The following is a 15,380-nucleotide window of genomic DNA, read 5'->3' on the forward strand; positions in this document are numbered from 1 at the left end:
GCTTATCCTCGAACTATAATTTTTTGTTATAGCTATTAAAACTTTTATGTATATACAAAAAATGATGCGATTTTTGATGAAGGATTTCTAGATTTTATGGATTGTAGTAAAAATGTAAGCGTTTCAAAATTATAAACGGAATTATCTTAAGGTATGGACTTACAAACATCCATGAAATTTGGACCTTTCATTGCAAAGCATTTACAATGAAAGTAATTTCTCAGGATCGACCAATAAACCTATAAATTTCCAATAAATAAGCCGTGATAAAATTTTAATAGATAGGGGTTATTCACATGAGTCAAGCTGTACAGAAAACAAGTACAAAAGCGTATATTATTGAAACAATCATGTTCTTTACTTATGCATTTTTCGCAGTAAGTTGGATTGCAGGAACTACGTTAACACCGCAAATTATGGAGCATTTTAATTTAAAAAGCTTCTCTTCTGCTACATTCATTTCAAATGCGATTACAGTTGCAAAAATCATTGGTAACTTATTAGCAGCATGGCTTTTAATTAAATTGCAACCGAAAAAAGCGATTATATTTGCTTCTTCCCTAATCGTTTTAGGAACAGCTCTAGGGGCTTTTGTAACAGATTACTGGATGTTTGTTGCTACTCGTTTCATTATGGGCTTTGGTGGAGCGCTGTTTGTCGTTTATTTTGGACCAATTGTTATTCGCTATTTCGATCCTACTCGTCGTGCAACGGTTAATGGTATTAATGCAGCGGCATATAATATTGGTAGTATCATTGCGATGGTACTTGTAGCACCTGTTATATCATGGTTAGTAACTTTCCAAAACAGTTTATTATTCTTTGCTGGATGTAGTTTAGTATTACTTATTCTCTGGATGATTTTTGGTGAAGACTTTGAATTAAATAAACCAGCAAACAATCAAGTTACAAATGAACAAATATATACATTTAAAGATGGATTAAAGGATAAGTTTAACTATATCTTCCCATTTACTTATGCGGGTCTTTTATTGTTATATCTTGTTATTCTAACGATCTTCCCAACATCTGGATTATCGGTAGTTGATTCAAAAGTCTTGAGTACAGTTGTTGCTCTTTCTGGTGTTGTAGGTGCAGTAGCAGGGATTTTCGTAGTGAAAAAAATAGCAAAACGTTTACCTATTATTCGATGGTCAGGTCTTTTGATGTCAGCGGCAGCACTTGTGATGGTTTTAACCTCATCTGGAACCATTGCCATTATGATGTCGGCAGCTCTTGGATTCCTAATGTTTTTACCAATGACTGCTTTAGTAACAATCCCACAAGAATTGCCTAATATGACTCCACAAAGATTAACATTAATTATGGGCTTCTTTTGGTCTTTTGCATATTTATTTGAAACAGTGGCGTACTACGTTATTGGAGTAATTATAGATAACGGAGGATTCAAAATGGGCTTCTATGTAACAATCGCTCTTAGTTTGTCATTCTTTATTGGATCGTTCTTATTACCTGAAACAGGTAAAGACAAAGTACCGGCAGATAAAGCAGCTTAATTCGATAAATAGTAGGGGGAGAACTAATAATGGATATGAATTCTGTTAAGAAGCAACAATTTACACTTGATAGTTATACATTAGAAAATGGTAAAACAATCCCAGTAACATTAGGTTATGAAACTTACGGTGAGTTAAACGAAGATAAATCGAATGTGATTCTAGTTGCGCATTACTTTAGTGCGTCAAGTCATGCTGCTGGTAAATATACACCAGAAGATGTAGCTCCAGGTTATTGGGATGGATTAATTGGTCCTGGTAAAGCGGTGGACACAAATAAATATTTTGTTATTAGCACCGATAATCTTGCTAATGTTCAATGGAAGAATCCTACTGTCATTACGACGGGCCCTCGTTCCATTAATCCAGAAACAGGGAAGAGATGGGGCATGGATTTCCCAGCATTTACATTTAGAGATATGGCTGGTATTCAACATGAATTTTTAACAAAGCAGCTAGGTATACAGAAGCTTCATGCTGTGATGGGAGCGTCAGCTGGTGGTTTTATATCCCTAAATTGGGCAGTTCAATATCCTGAAATGGTAGAGCGTATAATAGGAGTCATTACAAACCCACAAAACCCAACGATTACATCATTTAGTGTTTTACAACATGCTATGCGTGCGATAGCAATGGATCCAAATTGGAATGGTGGTAATTATGAAGATGACCAAGAGCCAACAGAAGGTTTGTATCTGGCTGTTCAAATGATGAATGCGGGTGCTTTTACCCCTGAATTTTATGAGGAAACATACAAACGTGATAGTAATGAACAAGCTTGCTATGATCGTTTAGATGTGAAAACTACTTATGAGGAACAATTATTTAATGGTATTAAAGCTGGATCAGCCATGATTGACGCTAGTCATTGGTATTATACGTGCCGTGCAACGATGATGCATGATATTGCTCATGGTGAGGAATCGTTAGAAATGGCATTAAATAAAATTCAGTCGAAAGTATTGATGGTTTCTTGTACGCGTGATTTATTACAACCTACTATTTATAATCGTCAAATGATAGAAATGATGGAAAAGAATGGCAAAGAAGCTGAATTAATGGAGTTTGAAAGCTTAAAAGGGCATATGGCTGGTGTGCTAGATTCGCATCTTTTCAATGAACAAGTTACAGATTTCCTAAATAGATCATAACTATTTGCTTGTAGATTCAGTTATTAAAATATGAATCTACAAGCTTTTTATATTAATATGTAAAGACGATTGATTATTGCAAAGTAGAAGTAACTGAAATATAATTAACAGCAGGTCGTGAAATTTGTCCCTGTGGTGTAATGGATAGCACGTAAGATTCCGGTTCTTGAAATGGGGGTTCGATTCCCTCCAGGGGCGTTCTAAAACGTCAATGTTTACGGTGCCTCAGCGTTATTTTTAACGTTGGGGTGCCGTTTTTTATTTGCGCTTTTTTACCTCTAAAAATACCACGAAGTATACCACGCAATCTCCCGCACACGTTTAAATGAGGAGGTTTTAGTATGAAACGAAGAAAAAATATCGCGTCAGCCAATCTTAAAACCGTATTGCAACCGCAGACCGAACAATTAATCACTAGAAATTATAGTCAAGCCTCATCGGAATTTTTACGTCATTGTCAGATAAAAGGGCTTTCATCGCATACCGTTGCTTATTACGTGAAAGAGCTAAAGCAAAACGGTCGTGCTCTTGCTGATATTGACGCGCCACTGAATGATATTCGTCTTTTAACTGCCGATCATATCGAAGGGTTTGTCGTAAATCAACAGGAACTAGGGCGCGCAGTAAGTACAATCAATTCGCGACTAAGGGCGGGGCATACGTTCTTTGTTTATTGTTTGCGTAAAGGTTACGTAGACCATAATCCGTATGCTGGCGTCAGTAAACTTAAAGAACGTCATAAGATAGGCGCGACACTCACTAAAAAACAATTAAAACGACTATTAAGTGCGCCCGATGTTACTACATTCACGGGACTAAGGGATCTTACAATAATGCTTTCTTTTACTCAAATCGGATGCAGGCTTGCGGAATTAGCAGCATTACGCGTACAAGACGTCAGTTTTGACGGTAAGGGTGCGGTAAGTATACAAGAAGCCAAGAACAGATACGCGCGCAGAATACCCCTTACAAAGCAATTGCGGGCGGTTTTAAAAACATACATAGAAGAACGAGGCGCGTTAGATACCGATTCTCTATTCGTTAGTTTGGATAATAGACCATTTAGCGCGAGAAGTATTCAAGAAAGGCTAGCGTTTTACGGAGATAAATCAGGAGTTTCGCGAGAAGTAAACGTTAGTCCGCACGTATTTCGGCGAACGTTTTGCCGATTAAAGGTCGAGGCAGGTACGAATATTTTCGTTTTACAAAGATTAACGGGACATAATTCGCTTGAAGTATTAAGGCGGTATGTTCAAATTTACGGAAAGGATTTAGAGGAAGCCGTCGAAATGGGTTTCGAAGATATGTAGAAAAAATCACAAAAATAAAAGAGCGCTGATTGCTACGAACAATCGAACGCCCTACCACTTAGTCATGCCCATGACTTAAATACAACTGAATAGGAATTAACCTATCAATCCCTTTAATTATAAAATTTTTGAAAATAAAATTCAAGGGGTATAGTTTGTTATTGTCTTTTTTAGGTAATTCCCTTGTGAGTAGCCGTTAAGCACAAGTAAATAAATTACGTCAGGTATTGATCCAGCCGTCGCGATAAATGGAGATAGGTAACATATGAGCATTCCCTATTTTGCTTAGTTGCCGAATGGTGCGAACGACCATTAACGGTTCGGTGGATTGATAGGGGCGCAATGCCCGCAAGATGATTCGTAAGTAACCAGTTGTACTGTTCTCGCGTAGAGATTAACTAATCGATTAGGTTAGGGGCTGAGTGAAACTGTATGGGCTATCTCTGACAGTAGGATCATTGGTTTAATTACCACGACAAATAGGGTGTTACGAATACGGATTCCATAACCCGATATACAAAAGTGCAGTCGCTTGTCTATGTTCACTCGATATTTTTATCGTTTGAATGTAGGCAACAACTATGCCCAAAGCCGTTGTCCATACCACTCAACCAAAAGTAAAAGTCCTGATGCAGTAAGTCAAGCTAAATTAGCTGATTTGGCGTTCAAATTCTTCTCTATGCAATATTTGACCATATCATATATTCACATACCGAAATAATCATCCGGCACACTTTTGCCGAGCTTCTTAAGCGCCTTCTTTACGCGTCCAACCGTTTCAAATTTTGGCGTGTACTCCTTATCGTTGCAAAGCTTCGATACAGTACCACGACTTAATCCCGAAAGTTTCTCGATGTCAAGCTGAGTTATGTTTTCGCGATCAAGCCAACGTCCAAACTTAGTCCTCGATTTACCTAATCCGAATAAACTAAACATTTTCATCACTCCTTACGTCAAGTCTCGTCCAAATTGTCATTTTTTAAACCTTGCGCAAAAAAGTGACATATCGGACAAGCAGCGCGCCATAAAGTAGTTCCATAAGCAATGCTTCGCGAAGTTCCCGAGGAATTACTACGTAAGAATCGCGTTAGGAATAGTACGAATTAAGTCACACTAGCGCAAAAAGACGTCAAACTCTATTCCTTTCGCGAAGAACTATTCTTATAGAATATAGGGCGGAGGTGTTTCGATGTTATTGGAGCTGTTTTCGTCGGCAGTAGTGGCGGGCATAGTCGGATATACAACGTTACACGTACGAGGTACCACCGACGATAGCAAGAAGATAGGACGTATTTGTTACTATGCGGGGCTACGCGATAAGGACGGAGACAAACCGATTAGGCTTATACGTAAATCAAAGCGCGAATGGGGCGTAGAATATGCTTACGTGTTGCCGTTAGGGTATAGCTTCGCGGATTTTAAAAGCAAACGCGAGGCAATCGAGGACGGCTTAAACCAACGTGCCTATCTTGACGTTAAGACGTTCTTGCGTGAGGTAGCTAAACTACGCCTGCATCCAAATAGTTTCGCGGATATTCGTAAGCTACTTAAAGAAAGGCAAGGCGCCCATAAAACGGTTGAGCTTTCATATAATGGCGTTCTAATTGTGCGAGTATTTGACGTAACTATGCCGAACTACTTCGAATTTAAGCGCGAACACTTCGACATATTGAACGGTTGGGAGGTACTAATCGGCGCGACCAAAACGAAGCTAATTAAGCACGATTTCGACCGTAATTCGCACTTAGTTGTAGCTGGCACGACCGGCTCCGGAAAGTCCGTGTTTCTTAAGTCGGTTATAAGTACGTTAGTAGCACGGCAAACCAAAAATACAAACTTATTTCTAATCGACTTAAAAGGCGGCGTTGCACTTAATCGTTTTTCGCGACTAGAGCAAGTGGAAGGCTTTGCGAAGAATCCAGTCGAAGCATTAATCGTACTGAAGGACGCGCAAGCTCGCATGAACGCCCAATTAGACTATTTACTTGCGTATGGTTACGAGGATATGAAAGAGGCAGGCTTTGCGGATCGCTTCTTTATCATAATCGACGAGGCTGCGGACATCGGACAGCACGAAGAATGTCAGTCAATTGTCGAAGATATAGCGCGAAGAGGAAGGGCGGCAGGCTTTAATTTAATTTACTGTAGTCAATACGTTACGACGCAAGTTATGTCATCGCAAGTAAAGCAGAATTGTAGTAGTCAAGTTTGTTTTCGTCTCAAAACGGAGATTGCAAGCCGTGTTGTTCTCGATGAGGGAGGCGCGGAAAAGATACCTATTATTCCTGGGCGTGCTATCTATCGCGCGGATAAGAAGATTGACGTACAAACGCCGTTCATGAGTAACGATTTTATTAACGAGACTATTAAACCGCATATTACGTTTAAGGGACGGAAGGAGGGCTATTGCCATGAAACAAACAATCGCGAAGGAACAAAGAACGGAAGCCATACTCTTCACATTGAAGAAATTGGGCTACGCTAGTCGGACACAGCTACAACGAATACATCGGCTCGGCGGTGATCGTAATGCTAATCGCGTATTAACCGAAATGCGTGAATATCTCTGCTCGGTTCGGCTCGAAGAAAACGTCTATTATCTTAACGCGGAGGGGCGTGAGCGTGTCGGTTGTCAACGCGTATTAAAGAAGACGGGTCAAGTCACTCACTACTTAATGCGTAATGCGTTATTCATTGCGTTTGGCTGTCCTGCGAGCTGGCGAAGCGAAGTTAAGTTAGAAGTATCGGGCGAGGCTAAAGTCATCGCTGACGCTTTGTTTTCGCGGGAAAATCGTTACTATATTTGCGAGATTGATAACACGCAGAAAATGGCTGCTAATCGCGATAAGATAGCGAGGTATCGGCGAATGGTCGAGCTAGGCGTCTTTAAGCAAGCGCCGGCGTTCGTTTGGCTTACAACTACGGAATATAGACGACAAGAGCTTGCGAAATTGTGCGAGGGGCTTTGCGTCAAGATATATACAGCGAGTGAACTACGATAAGGAGGCGGTTTGTATGTTCGGACGGAAAACGGAAGTAATGACGGTTAAAGAGTTTATGGGGCGGACAGATGTTGTGCGGCAGGCGCACGAGGTTACTCCAGTTTTGAAGGGAGCTAAAACGTCGACATCGTCGTATTTCAACTCAACGCGCAAGCAAATAACGAAGATAATCGTAGTAACTGGCGCTACTATACTTTCGCTAGGCTTTGGCGACCCAACACTCGCAGCAGCCGGCGCGGTTAATGCAGCGATAACCGAGCGTGTCGTCAATGCGTTTGATCCTCTTATCGCGTTAGTGCAGGCGTTAAGCTATCCAATAGGGCTTACGGTTATGCTTTGCGGAGGAATTTTCCTTATGCTCGGTAACGCAGACAGAGGGCTGACGATGATACAGCGTGCGGGCGCTGGGTATATCGCGGTTCAGTTGCTGCCGATGCTCATGGATTTACTCGTTGAAATTGCGAAGGCGTTATAAGGCAAAACAAAAAAGGGACGCTTACTCGGCGTCCTCTTTCTTTTCTATAAATTCAACTACGTCTACTATATTACAGTCCAGGTATTCACAGATTAACGCAATAATATCTAGCGCGACAAACTCATTGTTACTCATTTTAGCAAGAGTGGATGAGGAGATACCTAAATCTCTTTTTAGATCAGCCTTCGTTTTGTCCTTCTTAATTAAGGTAATTTCCATCGGTTTAAATGATGGTATTAAGTACTCCGGCTTTCTTCTATTAAGTTTTTTCTTTTTAGTCTCCTCCATTAAAAGCACCTCTGTTATTCTCGTTTTTATTTATTATATCACAATTTCAAAGCAAAGATTCGAAAAATCGAATTTTTTATTTCGAAATCTGTTGACATATGTTTCTGGCGGTAGTAATATGTAAACAAGAAGTTTGATAAAGCGAAGTAAAACTTCTTTAAAGTAAAGGAGGAATTAAAATGATTGAACGCAAAAAAGTAAAGCGCAAAATGGTCACAGTAATGTTTAGATGGGAAGGGCTCACATATCCAGTAGATATCATGAATGGCGTGTTATTGGAGGACGGCAGAGTATTCGTCGCAAACGAAATGCCGGGCGTATATAACGCGGAATTACTGCCGGAAGATGGTTACGTATTAGTTGATTTGGACAAGGATCAGACTGATTTTATCTCGGGCAAGCAGCACGAAGATTCGTTACTTAAATTAGTGTTAGGAGGCGAAGATTATTGCTCAGAGACTGGGGAGGCGGAGCAAGATGAAACTCGAACGTAAGGACGTTTTGTTCACCGACGCACGCGATCCGGGCTACGAGCCGGAAGTTACACGCGATGTACTAATAATCGACGGCACAATAACGCTGGAAATATACGACGACGGCGGAGGTTACTACGAATGGGTGTTCCGTGAGATAACTGGCGAATCTGACGGAATAACTGAGGTTAATATGGACAGCGGCAAACGTTCATGTTTCACGGCAAACCTCGGCGGCAATGCTGGCATCGTTGCTGATATTTTGAAAATGTCCGTTTTGGATTTCGCGAAACTAATGATGGAAGATGGGAGGGGCGCGAGATGAATTTACTGGACGTGCAAGTTACGCTAGAAGGTCCGACGCTTTGGTTTGTCGCGATATGTACAATTTACGCAGTATTCAAACTGTCGACAATCAGCGCAAAATAAAAGCCCATCCAATTGCACGGCAATGCTTTGGATAGGCGGTTCTGAAAATTAAGTTAATTTAATTATAGCGTAGGGAAGGCTCTTAGGCAAGTCTTTTAAATATAAATAGGTGCGGCGGCAAACGTACCTGTATACTTGCTACTCGTTGCCATTAGGCGGGGCAATGACTAGCTTGCGACATATAAGCTGGCAATTGTATGTCAATAAGCGAGGCGGGAGAGTGTCGCGAAAGTTAATACGGTGTTACCGCAGGCAACTGCGATTATATAAAAATACGAATAAAGGGAGCGGTTTAAATGAAGGAACTGGAACTTGTAAGACGTTATGAAAAACTTAGTAATGAAGTGTCTGAACGTCGAAATTTTAGAATGCGTCTGTTGGGTGAGTTTTACAAGGCATGGCACACGCTTGATAGGGTGGGATTTACATTAGCTGAGCGCGATAAAAAGATTGAAAGTGACTTTGAGACGCGTTCAGCCTACGATTACCTACAATATAAAGGTTATATCGAGGAAAAGATTATAACGGATTCTGAATGTAAAGTTGTTATTAAGGTGGAAGGTATTGATGCGTACGAGGCGTGGGTAAAATAGGAAGCCCATTTAATTAAGAGGAAATTTAGAAACGATTTAACTATTAGCTTAGTTGAGTCGTTTTTTTGTGCTTAAATACGTCGACATCGTCGTTTTTCTATAAAAAGTGTCCGACTTTGCATCCTCGCGCCTATTATTTTGTGTAGAACGAAAAAACTTTCAGAAAATGTGTGCGGTTTTACCTTCTCGGGCGACATTCTTAGTAGAGGCATAAAAAATTTCATCGATTTTTGTCCGAAATCATGAATTTACGAGGCAATCACGGTGAAGGTCGCAAAAAAGTTACGGAAAAAGTGCGCAGGTTTATGTGCGATCGCCTTTAATATTGTAGGAGATAAAAAGGAGGAAGTCGGAATGAAGGAAGATGCACTTGATTATTTCGAAAGTGCTCGTCAAGAAATTAGCAAATTGGAAGCTGAGGAGGCAGAGGATTTTGGAAAGAAAAATATTCGATAAAAAGAATCCAACGGAAGGCGATAAGACGTTCGTTGCACTTCCGAGCGATGCGCGCCATTATGTTCACCACGACCGAATGGCTGCGGAAAAACTCTATTTATATGCGCTGATTATTGACTACTATAACGCTGAGGATGGGTTCGCGTTCCCAAGTATAGAGACACTCGCGGTAAAGTATGGTAAAGCTCCGGACACGACAAGCAAGCACGTAGAGGATTTGAAGGCGGTTGGACTAATTGATTATCCGCAAAAGGGGCATTACATTCCGTTAGTACCTCTTATCGAAGAAGAATTCTACAGACAATTCCCGGAAGCATTCACGAATTACCAAACTGCTTTCAAAAGGTGTGAGTCGCGGAGGGATGGGGCACGTGAACGAGCTAGATTATGGAGGGAACGGAAGTACGCGGAGTAATAGAGGTACGTACACATAATAGAGCCGTTATTTATTCGTGTCACTTATGGGTTAACTAGATTTAAAGAACGAGATTTACTTAACAAGATTTAAAAAGATTGCGCCAATAAATTGTCGCTAATAAGTATCTATTAGTACATGATCGCGAGTAATTAAAGAGAATAACAAAGATATAATCCGTACACCTAAATGACCGCGTAGCAAAAGAATAGGAGAGAAATGATATGGAAATGTTGAAAACTAGTTTAGAAGAAATTACGAAAGAAATTATTAGCCACCAAAAGATGTCTGTTTTTGAAATTGGACGACGTATTAAATATGTAAAGGAAAATGATTTAACACATGGCGAGTTTGGTAACTGGCTAAAATCAATCGACATAAACAAAAGAACGGCACAACGCATGATGCAGACTTATGAACAGTTTGGAAATACGTCGATAGCGACGGAATTAAAAATAAGCCAAATAACAGAAATGCTAACTTTGCCGCAGGAAATTGATCGCGAAGAGTTTGCAACCAAAGAGCATACTGTACCGAGCACCTCCAAAAAGAAGAAGGTCGCGGATATGACAGTTAAGGAGTTACGCGAGGTTGTACGAGTGGCTTCTGGGAAAGATATAAGCGAGAAGATTGAAGCTAATACAATGGAAGATAGTTCGCGCCCATCAACTGAGCAAGAATATGTTAATAGTTTGTTAGAGAAGATTCGTCAGTTAGAGGATGAAAAGCACGCATTACAAGGCGAAAAAAGAAAACTTGCCTCAGAAAATAGAAAGCAAAAAGGTGAAATAGATAGTTTGAAATTGGAGCTTAGTTTGGAAAGAGCAACGAATCGCTTCGGTAAAAATAGTATCGCTACGCCTTACGAGTTACTTGGTATTGAAATTACGGCGACTAAACATGAGATGAAACAACGGTATCGAGCATTGATGAAAGCAGTACATCCCGATCATGGCGCCAAAAATGACTATATGTTTAAACAAGTACAAAGTGCATATGAAAAGTTAGTAGGTTAGGAGGGGAAAAGATATTGTGTAAGAATGATGCAAAGGGGCGAGTAAAACAGAAAGTTTCGAAATTATCAAAACTTGTGAGCGCTACATTTACTGATAAGGATTATTTAATCAATCAAACTAAAGTAATTTTCATCAAGGGCTATCTCGCGGACGGTGGTGAACGCCCGCAGCTAGAATTACAAGAGGAACTAGCGCTTGCGTCAGATTTACACGTTAAGACGCACGAAAACATTGAACGTCAGCAGATAAGAATTAGGTCGCGTGAGGAATGGGAGGAAATCGAAAAGACGTTTATACCGCCTATACCAAATCATGTGCCGGATAATCATCGAGTATGCGCTTGTTGGAATTGTAATAACGTCTTTAAGAAGTCCGGAAAGAAGAAATATTGCTCATCGGATTGTACTCGCGAGCAAATGGACGCTAATAGTAGATTCGTAGCAACTGGAACATATCTCGCGCCCAAAAGAGACGGGTATCTGCCAAACAGAGAAGAAAATACAGGTGTGAAAGATAAGAAGAGAGTAGTTTATACGGAAGATATAGAAAAAGCCCAAATCTATGGGATGCGAAGAAAAGATGGAAATAGGACGTTTTCACCTAAAAGAAATCCGGACAAGCCAGCGTCTAAGGTACCTCTAAAATTAGGAATAAGGGACAGTTGCAATCAAGAAAGACAACAAACCTATGAAGCATTTAAGAAAGGAAAACACCCTGGAACATTTACAATTAATATAAAAACTGGGTTAAAAATATACCATACAAATGAGAAGAAACACGAATATAGTGAGGAAGGTTCAAGTGTTGGCGCGCGACATTTGAGCCGGAATCTCATACCTGGTTTAATGTAAGTTATACTTCCGACTTCCAACTGTCTTTCGATGGTTGGCTTTTTTTATGCCTAAAACTAACAAAAATTTGTTACAAGGAGCTGATAACCGTGGATTGTATATTGATTAAAAGATTACGTCAAAACAAAGGAATGAGTCAAAGAGACTTCGCAAAATTACTCGGCATTAGTCGTTCAGCACTTGCTCAAATAGAGAGTGGATATAAGCAAGTGACTTCGGACATTACGGCGAAGATAAACCATTCACTGCCGCAAGATTATATTGAAAAGGTGCGTGATTTATATTGCGCCCACTAGAAGAAGTATTTTGGTACGACGCTTATTGGTATATTCGCGCTAATGTCGTTATGACGACCTATCTAGGAATGTCCGAAGAGTCTCGAAGAAGGCTGCGATCTAAAATGACGATTGATTTATGTAAAGAGTATGCGCCACGCCGTAATTACGACATATCAAAAGCTGAAGTGGGCGCGTATGTTGAAAAGTCACTTATAGAGTGGGAGGCGGAACTCGCTGACTAACGAACTATGGAAATTAGAAACGGGCTGGCTGGCAGGTTACACGGACGACAAGGATTTAATAAGAAGGATCAAGCGCTACAAGGACGACTGGCAGGCTATGGCTGAGTATTACAAAAAGGGTAAACCTTTCGCGCTACAATTCAAAATACCGATAGAGCAAAGGCGGTCGGCTGAGCGTATGTTTTCTGTGAAAGTTGAGGGGAATTAGCCGGTTAAGCTGCGAGCCTACCAATTATACTCGGTTTTAATTATCGAGGCTGAAATCGTTTGATTCGGTACAAATTTCTGTTGGTTACACACATTTCGGAAAGGGGTTGCGGAATGGAATGCATCGAACAAGTTTTTGAATATCTAGGTAATGAGTTTACTCGTTGTTATTACGATAGAGGCGGTCAACATATCTTAGGGGCTGACCATATCGCGAAGGTAAATATAAAAGTAATTGATTCGGGCGAAGGCTTCAAGACGACATATGAAATGTATGCTCCACATGGCGAAGTAGTCGCGATGAATAGTAAGTATTATTCCAACTTTGACATATATCAAAAAGCTGAACTCTTAACGTCAAAGCGAGCTAAAGAAGCTGCTGACAAGTTAGGGGCTATTGCGGTTTTCAATGAAAAAGGAAAGTTGATTGATGACCGAATTAACTACCTTGAAAGAGAGGTCAAGAAAATTGAAGAAGAAAGAAAAGTGAAAGAAGCGGAAGCAATAGAGCGGCTTCAAGTCTTCGGAGCTGATCGGTTTGCAGGCTGAAAATAACCTAAGAGGAGCGATAAAAGATGGAAGAAAATCAAACAGAAGTAGTTGAGCAAGTAGAAGAAGTTGAAACAGTAGAAGAGGAGACGCCCGACGTTGACGCATTGCAACGCGAGCTTGCCGAAACAAAGGCGGCTATGCAACGTCAAACAGTCGAGCATGATTTCTATAAAAGAGGAGTCGCGCAAGGTGTCGGCAATATCGATCAGGTGATGCCGTACATTGACTTTTCGAAGGTTAGTAACGAGGAAGGGGTCGACACAATCGGCGATATTTTAACAGCGCTGACTTCGGCAGTACCTCAAAAAAAAGTCCAAAGGCAATTGGGTGAGCCGACAAATGGGGGTAGTCAACATGTAGATAAAACACCAGATATGATTCTTAAACAAGCAGAAGAGAAGGCGCGTCGAACTGGTAAAACAGAAGATCGCGCAGCATTTAGCGCATTAAAACAAAAACTATATGGGGGTAATAAGTAATGAGTATGATTTATAATCAAGATTTAATTGGTAAAAAACAATCGGTAACAGATGAGATTCTATTATTAAATGCGGATCAAACGCCAATGCTTAATTTGCTAGGCTTTAGTGAGCCGGCAACAGCTACTACACACGTATGGTATGAGGATGAAATGTTCGCAACGAAATCGGCAGTAACAGTAGCCGCAGCAGTGGACGCGGTAGAACTAACAGTAGCAAGCGTCGAGCCATTCCGACCAGATTCCGTCGTTAGTGTTGGGGATGAAATGTTGATAGTAACCGCAGTAAATGCTAGCTCAAGTAAAATCACAGTTACGCGAGGACATGGCGAAACTACACCGGCAGCTATTACAAAAGATACGGAAATCGAGTTCATGTATATTCGTGGTGAAGAGGGTGCGGCTGCCCGTGAAGCTAGGCATAAACAGCGCAAGCGTGTAGATAACTATACACAAATTTTTGACGATAGTGTAATGCTAACGGATACGGCGCAAACAGTGGCACAGTACGGAATTAGTGACCTTTACAACTATGAAAAAGCTAAGAAGGAACTAGAGCTTGCGCTGCAACTTGAAAAAGCTATCATTAATGGACGCAAGTTCGATGATGGAAACGTTCGTCAAATGCGAGGCATCCGCAGTTTCATCGAAACTAATGTTACCGCAGCAACTGGGGCGGTTACTATCGATATGCTGAACGATATTTCACAAAAGATTTACGAAGCTGGCGGATTTGCTACGGGCGGTCAATATTCGTTCATTGTTCCTGCGAAACAAAAGCGAAAAATTAGCGACTTATCAAACGATAAGCTGCGTGTCGTTCAGTCGGAAGACTCACGTGGTCAGTCTGTAGACTATCTTGTGAATGACTTCGGTAAGTTCCCTATCACCATGAATAACAACTTACAATCGGACGAGCTTCTATTTGTCGATACCAACAGAATCAAGATTCGTCCTTTAGGTGATCGCGGATTCCACCACAAGTTATTAGGAGTAGACGGCGACAGAACTAAAGGGATGCTAGTCGGTGAATATACGCTAGAGTTCCAACAAGAAAAAGCACATGCAAGAATCAAAGGATTAGCTTAATTATATTGGCGGCGGGCTTAGGCTCGCTGCTTTTTATTTATCTAAAATGAGAAGGAGCGATAATTGTGAGGGTATTTAAATCTCAAGACGGAAAATGGATTTTTTCTGAAGATGAGAAAGTCACAGAGCGAGTACCAGTTGAGGACGAATTAGAGGACGTAGATATTAGTGCATATAAACCTAATCCGCAGGACTTAAGCGCGTTGTATGAATTAGCTTTAACGAGATCACATGACATAGAGTTAGCGCGAAAGTACGTGAAGTTAAAAGGCAAGGCGATTAATGAAACAAAGCATAAAGTGTGGAGATTTGTAGTTAAGGAATCGATTATGGGCGATAAAAATCTAACAAAGACCTTTAACGGGGTTCGCGGTGGGCTTGTGATATACAACGATGGTGAAAGCGACTTATCGTTCACATTTAACGATGATCCTCCGTTCTTTACTCTAAAAGCTAACGAAGTTTTCTTCGAGGAAGTTGATCCTTTCTACAAACTTAAAATAACCGCAACTGGTAAATATCGAGCATATACGAAGGCTTGGGAATATTGTTGACGTC

General features: G+C 40.7%; 20 protein-coding genes and 1 tRNA gene. 19 read left to right on the forward strand and 2 right to left on the reverse strand.

Annotated features, from left to right (window positions below; translation table 11 throughout):
* Positions 1 to 296 precede the first annotated feature (296 nt).
* The 4 genes from V7014_RS03435 (at position 297) to V7014_RS03450 (ending at position 3,978) form a co-directional block, all read left to right on the forward strand.
* Positions 297 to 1,517, forward strand: coding sequence for an MFS transporter (locus tag V7014_RS03435; RefSeq protein ID WP_335504203.1), 1,221 nt, complete (start codon positions 297 to 299; stop codon positions 1,515 to 1,517).
* 35 nt (positions 1,518 to 1,552) lie between these two features.
* Positions 1,553 to 2,668, forward strand: coding sequence for an alpha/beta fold hydrolase (locus V7014_RS03440; RefSeq protein WP_335504264.1), 1,116 nt, complete (start codon positions 1,553 to 1,555; stop codon positions 2,666 to 2,668).
* Positions 2,669 to 2,794: 126 nt separating this feature from the next.
* Positions 2,795 to 2,866: transfer RNA gene (locus V7014_RS03445), tRNA-Arg, on the forward strand.
* Positions 2,867 to 3,054: 188 nt separating this feature from the next.
* Positions 3,055 to 3,978 carry a tyrosine-type recombinase/integrase gene (locus V7014_RS03450; protein WP_335504204.1) on the forward strand — a complete coding sequence of 308 codons (924 nt, stop codon included), beginning with the start codon at positions 3,055 to 3,057 and terminating at the stop codon, positions 3,976 to 3,978.
* A 705-nt stretch (positions 3,979 to 4,683) separates the two neighbouring features.
* Here the strand turns inward: V7014_RS03450 and V7014_RS03455 are convergent.
* Positions 4,684 to 4,914 (reverse strand): helix-turn-helix domain-containing protein, encoded by a 231-nt coding sequence (locus tag V7014_RS03455; protein ID WP_335504205.1) that lies wholly within the window; start codon positions 4,912 to 4,914, stop codon positions 4,684 to 4,686.
* Positions 4,915 to 5,605: 691 nt separating this feature from the next.
* Between V7014_RS03455 and V7014_RS03460 the strand changes: the two genes are divergently transcribed.
* Genes V7014_RS03460 through V7014_RS03470 form a run of 3 tightly spaced genes read left to right on the forward strand, consistent with a single transcriptional unit; the run spans position 5,606 to position 7,455 of the window.
* Positions 5,606 to 6,463 (forward strand): FtsK/SpoIIIE domain-containing protein, encoded by an 858-nt coding sequence (locus V7014_RS03460; RefSeq protein ID WP_335504265.1) that lies wholly within the window; start codon positions 5,606 to 5,608, stop codon positions 6,461 to 6,463.
* Complete coding sequence (locus V7014_RS03465; RefSeq protein ID WP_335504207.1) at positions 6,390 to 6,980, forward strand: replication-relaxation family protein; 591 nt, start codon at positions 6,390 to 6,392, stop codon at positions 6,978 to 6,980. The genes V7014_RS03460 and V7014_RS03465 overlap by 74 nt, the downstream gene beginning before the upstream one ends.
* A 13-nt stretch (positions 6,981 to 6,993) precedes the next feature.
* The gene (locus V7014_RS03470; RefSeq protein WP_335504209.1) at positions 6,994 to 7,455 is read left to right on the forward strand and encodes a hypothetical protein; all 462 of its coding nucleotides are present in this window, start codon (positions 6,994 to 6,996) and stop codon (positions 7,453 to 7,455) included.
* 21 nt (positions 7,456 to 7,476) lie between these two features.
* Here the strand turns inward: V7014_RS03470 and V7014_RS03475 are convergent, their stop codons facing one another.
* The gene (locus V7014_RS03475; protein ID WP_335504211.1) at positions 7,477 to 7,743 is read right to left on the reverse strand and encodes a helix-turn-helix domain-containing protein; all 267 of its coding nucleotides are present in this window, start codon (positions 7,741 to 7,743) and stop codon (positions 7,477 to 7,479) included.
* 179 nt (positions 7,744 to 7,922) lie between these two features.
* Here V7014_RS03475 and V7014_RS03480 point away from each other — a divergent pair, with 179 nt between their 5' ends.
* From V7014_RS03480 to V7014_RS03535, 12 genes are all read left to right on the forward strand, one after another.
* Positions 7,923 to 8,237, forward strand: a complete 315-nt coding sequence (locus tag V7014_RS03480) for a hypothetical protein (RefSeq protein WP_335504213.1) — start codon at positions 7,923 to 7,925, stop codon at positions 8,235 to 8,237.
* The gene (locus V7014_RS03485; RefSeq protein WP_335504215.1) at positions 8,221 to 8,541 is read left to right on the forward strand and encodes a hypothetical protein; all 321 of its coding nucleotides are present in this window, start codon (positions 8,221 to 8,223) and stop codon (positions 8,539 to 8,541) included. Before V7014_RS03480 ends, V7014_RS03485 begins: the two co-directional genes overlap by 17 nt.
* A gap of 400 nt (positions 8,542 to 8,941) precedes the next feature.
* Positions 8,942 to 9,238: a hypothetical protein gene (locus V7014_RS03490; protein ID WP_335504217.1), complete on the forward strand. Its 297-nt coding sequence runs from the start codon at positions 8,942 to 8,944 to the stop codon at positions 9,236 to 9,238.
* A 264-nt stretch (positions 9,239 to 9,502) separates the two neighbouring features.
* The gene (locus V7014_RS03495) at positions 9,503 to 9,694 is read left to right on the forward strand and encodes a hypothetical protein (protein WP_335504219.1); all 192 of its coding nucleotides are present in this window, start codon (positions 9,503 to 9,505) and stop codon (positions 9,692 to 9,694) included.
* Positions 9,672 to 10,109: a helix-turn-helix domain-containing protein gene (locus tag V7014_RS03500; protein WP_335504221.1), complete on the forward strand. Its 438-nt coding sequence runs from the start codon at positions 9,672 to 9,674 to the stop codon at positions 10,107 to 10,109. Before V7014_RS03495 ends, V7014_RS03500 begins: the two co-directional genes overlap by 23 nt.
* Before the next feature lie 224 nt (positions 10,110 to 10,333).
* Positions 10,334 to 11,125, forward strand: a complete 792-nt coding sequence (locus V7014_RS03505) for a DUF3102 domain-containing protein (protein WP_335504222.1) — start codon at positions 10,334 to 10,336, stop codon at positions 11,123 to 11,125.
* A gap of 14 nt (positions 11,126 to 11,139) precedes the next feature.
* Positions 11,140 to 11,976 (forward strand): hypothetical protein, encoded by an 837-nt coding sequence (locus tag V7014_RS03510; RefSeq protein WP_335504224.1) that lies wholly within the window; start codon positions 11,140 to 11,142, stop codon positions 11,974 to 11,976.
* Positions 11,977 to 12,065: 89 nt separating this feature from the next.
* Positions 12,066 to 12,272, forward strand: a complete 207-nt coding sequence (locus V7014_RS03515; protein WP_335504226.1) for a helix-turn-helix domain-containing protein — start codon at positions 12,066 to 12,068, stop codon at positions 12,270 to 12,272.
* A gap of 545 nt (positions 12,273 to 12,817) precedes the next feature.
* Positions 12,818 to 13,252: a hypothetical protein gene (locus tag V7014_RS03520; RefSeq protein ID WP_335504228.1), complete on the forward strand. Its 435-nt coding sequence runs from the start codon at positions 12,818 to 12,820 to the stop codon at positions 13,250 to 13,252.
* A 26-nt stretch (positions 13,253 to 13,278) separates the two neighbouring features.
* Complete coding sequence (locus V7014_RS03525; RefSeq protein ID WP_335504230.1) at positions 13,279 to 13,734, forward strand: hypothetical protein; 456 nt, start codon at positions 13,279 to 13,281, stop codon at positions 13,732 to 13,734.
* The gene (locus V7014_RS03530) at positions 13,734 to 14,822 is read left to right on the forward strand and encodes an SU10 major capsid protein (protein ID WP_335504231.1); all 1,089 of its coding nucleotides are present in this window, start codon (positions 13,734 to 13,736) and stop codon (positions 14,820 to 14,822) included. Before V7014_RS03525 ends, V7014_RS03530 begins: the two co-directional genes overlap by 1 nt.
* Positions 14,823 to 14,887: 65 nt before the next feature.
* Positions 14,888 to 15,376, forward strand: a complete 489-nt coding sequence (locus V7014_RS03535) for a hypothetical protein (protein WP_335504232.1) — start codon at positions 14,888 to 14,890, stop codon at positions 15,374 to 15,376.
* The last annotated feature ends 4 nt before the right edge of the window (positions 15,377 to 15,380 follow it).

This window comes from Bacillus sp. JJ722 (assembly GCF_036963345.1).
GTDB lineage: Bacteria > Bacillota > Bacilli > Bacillales > DSM-1321 > Bacillus_AD.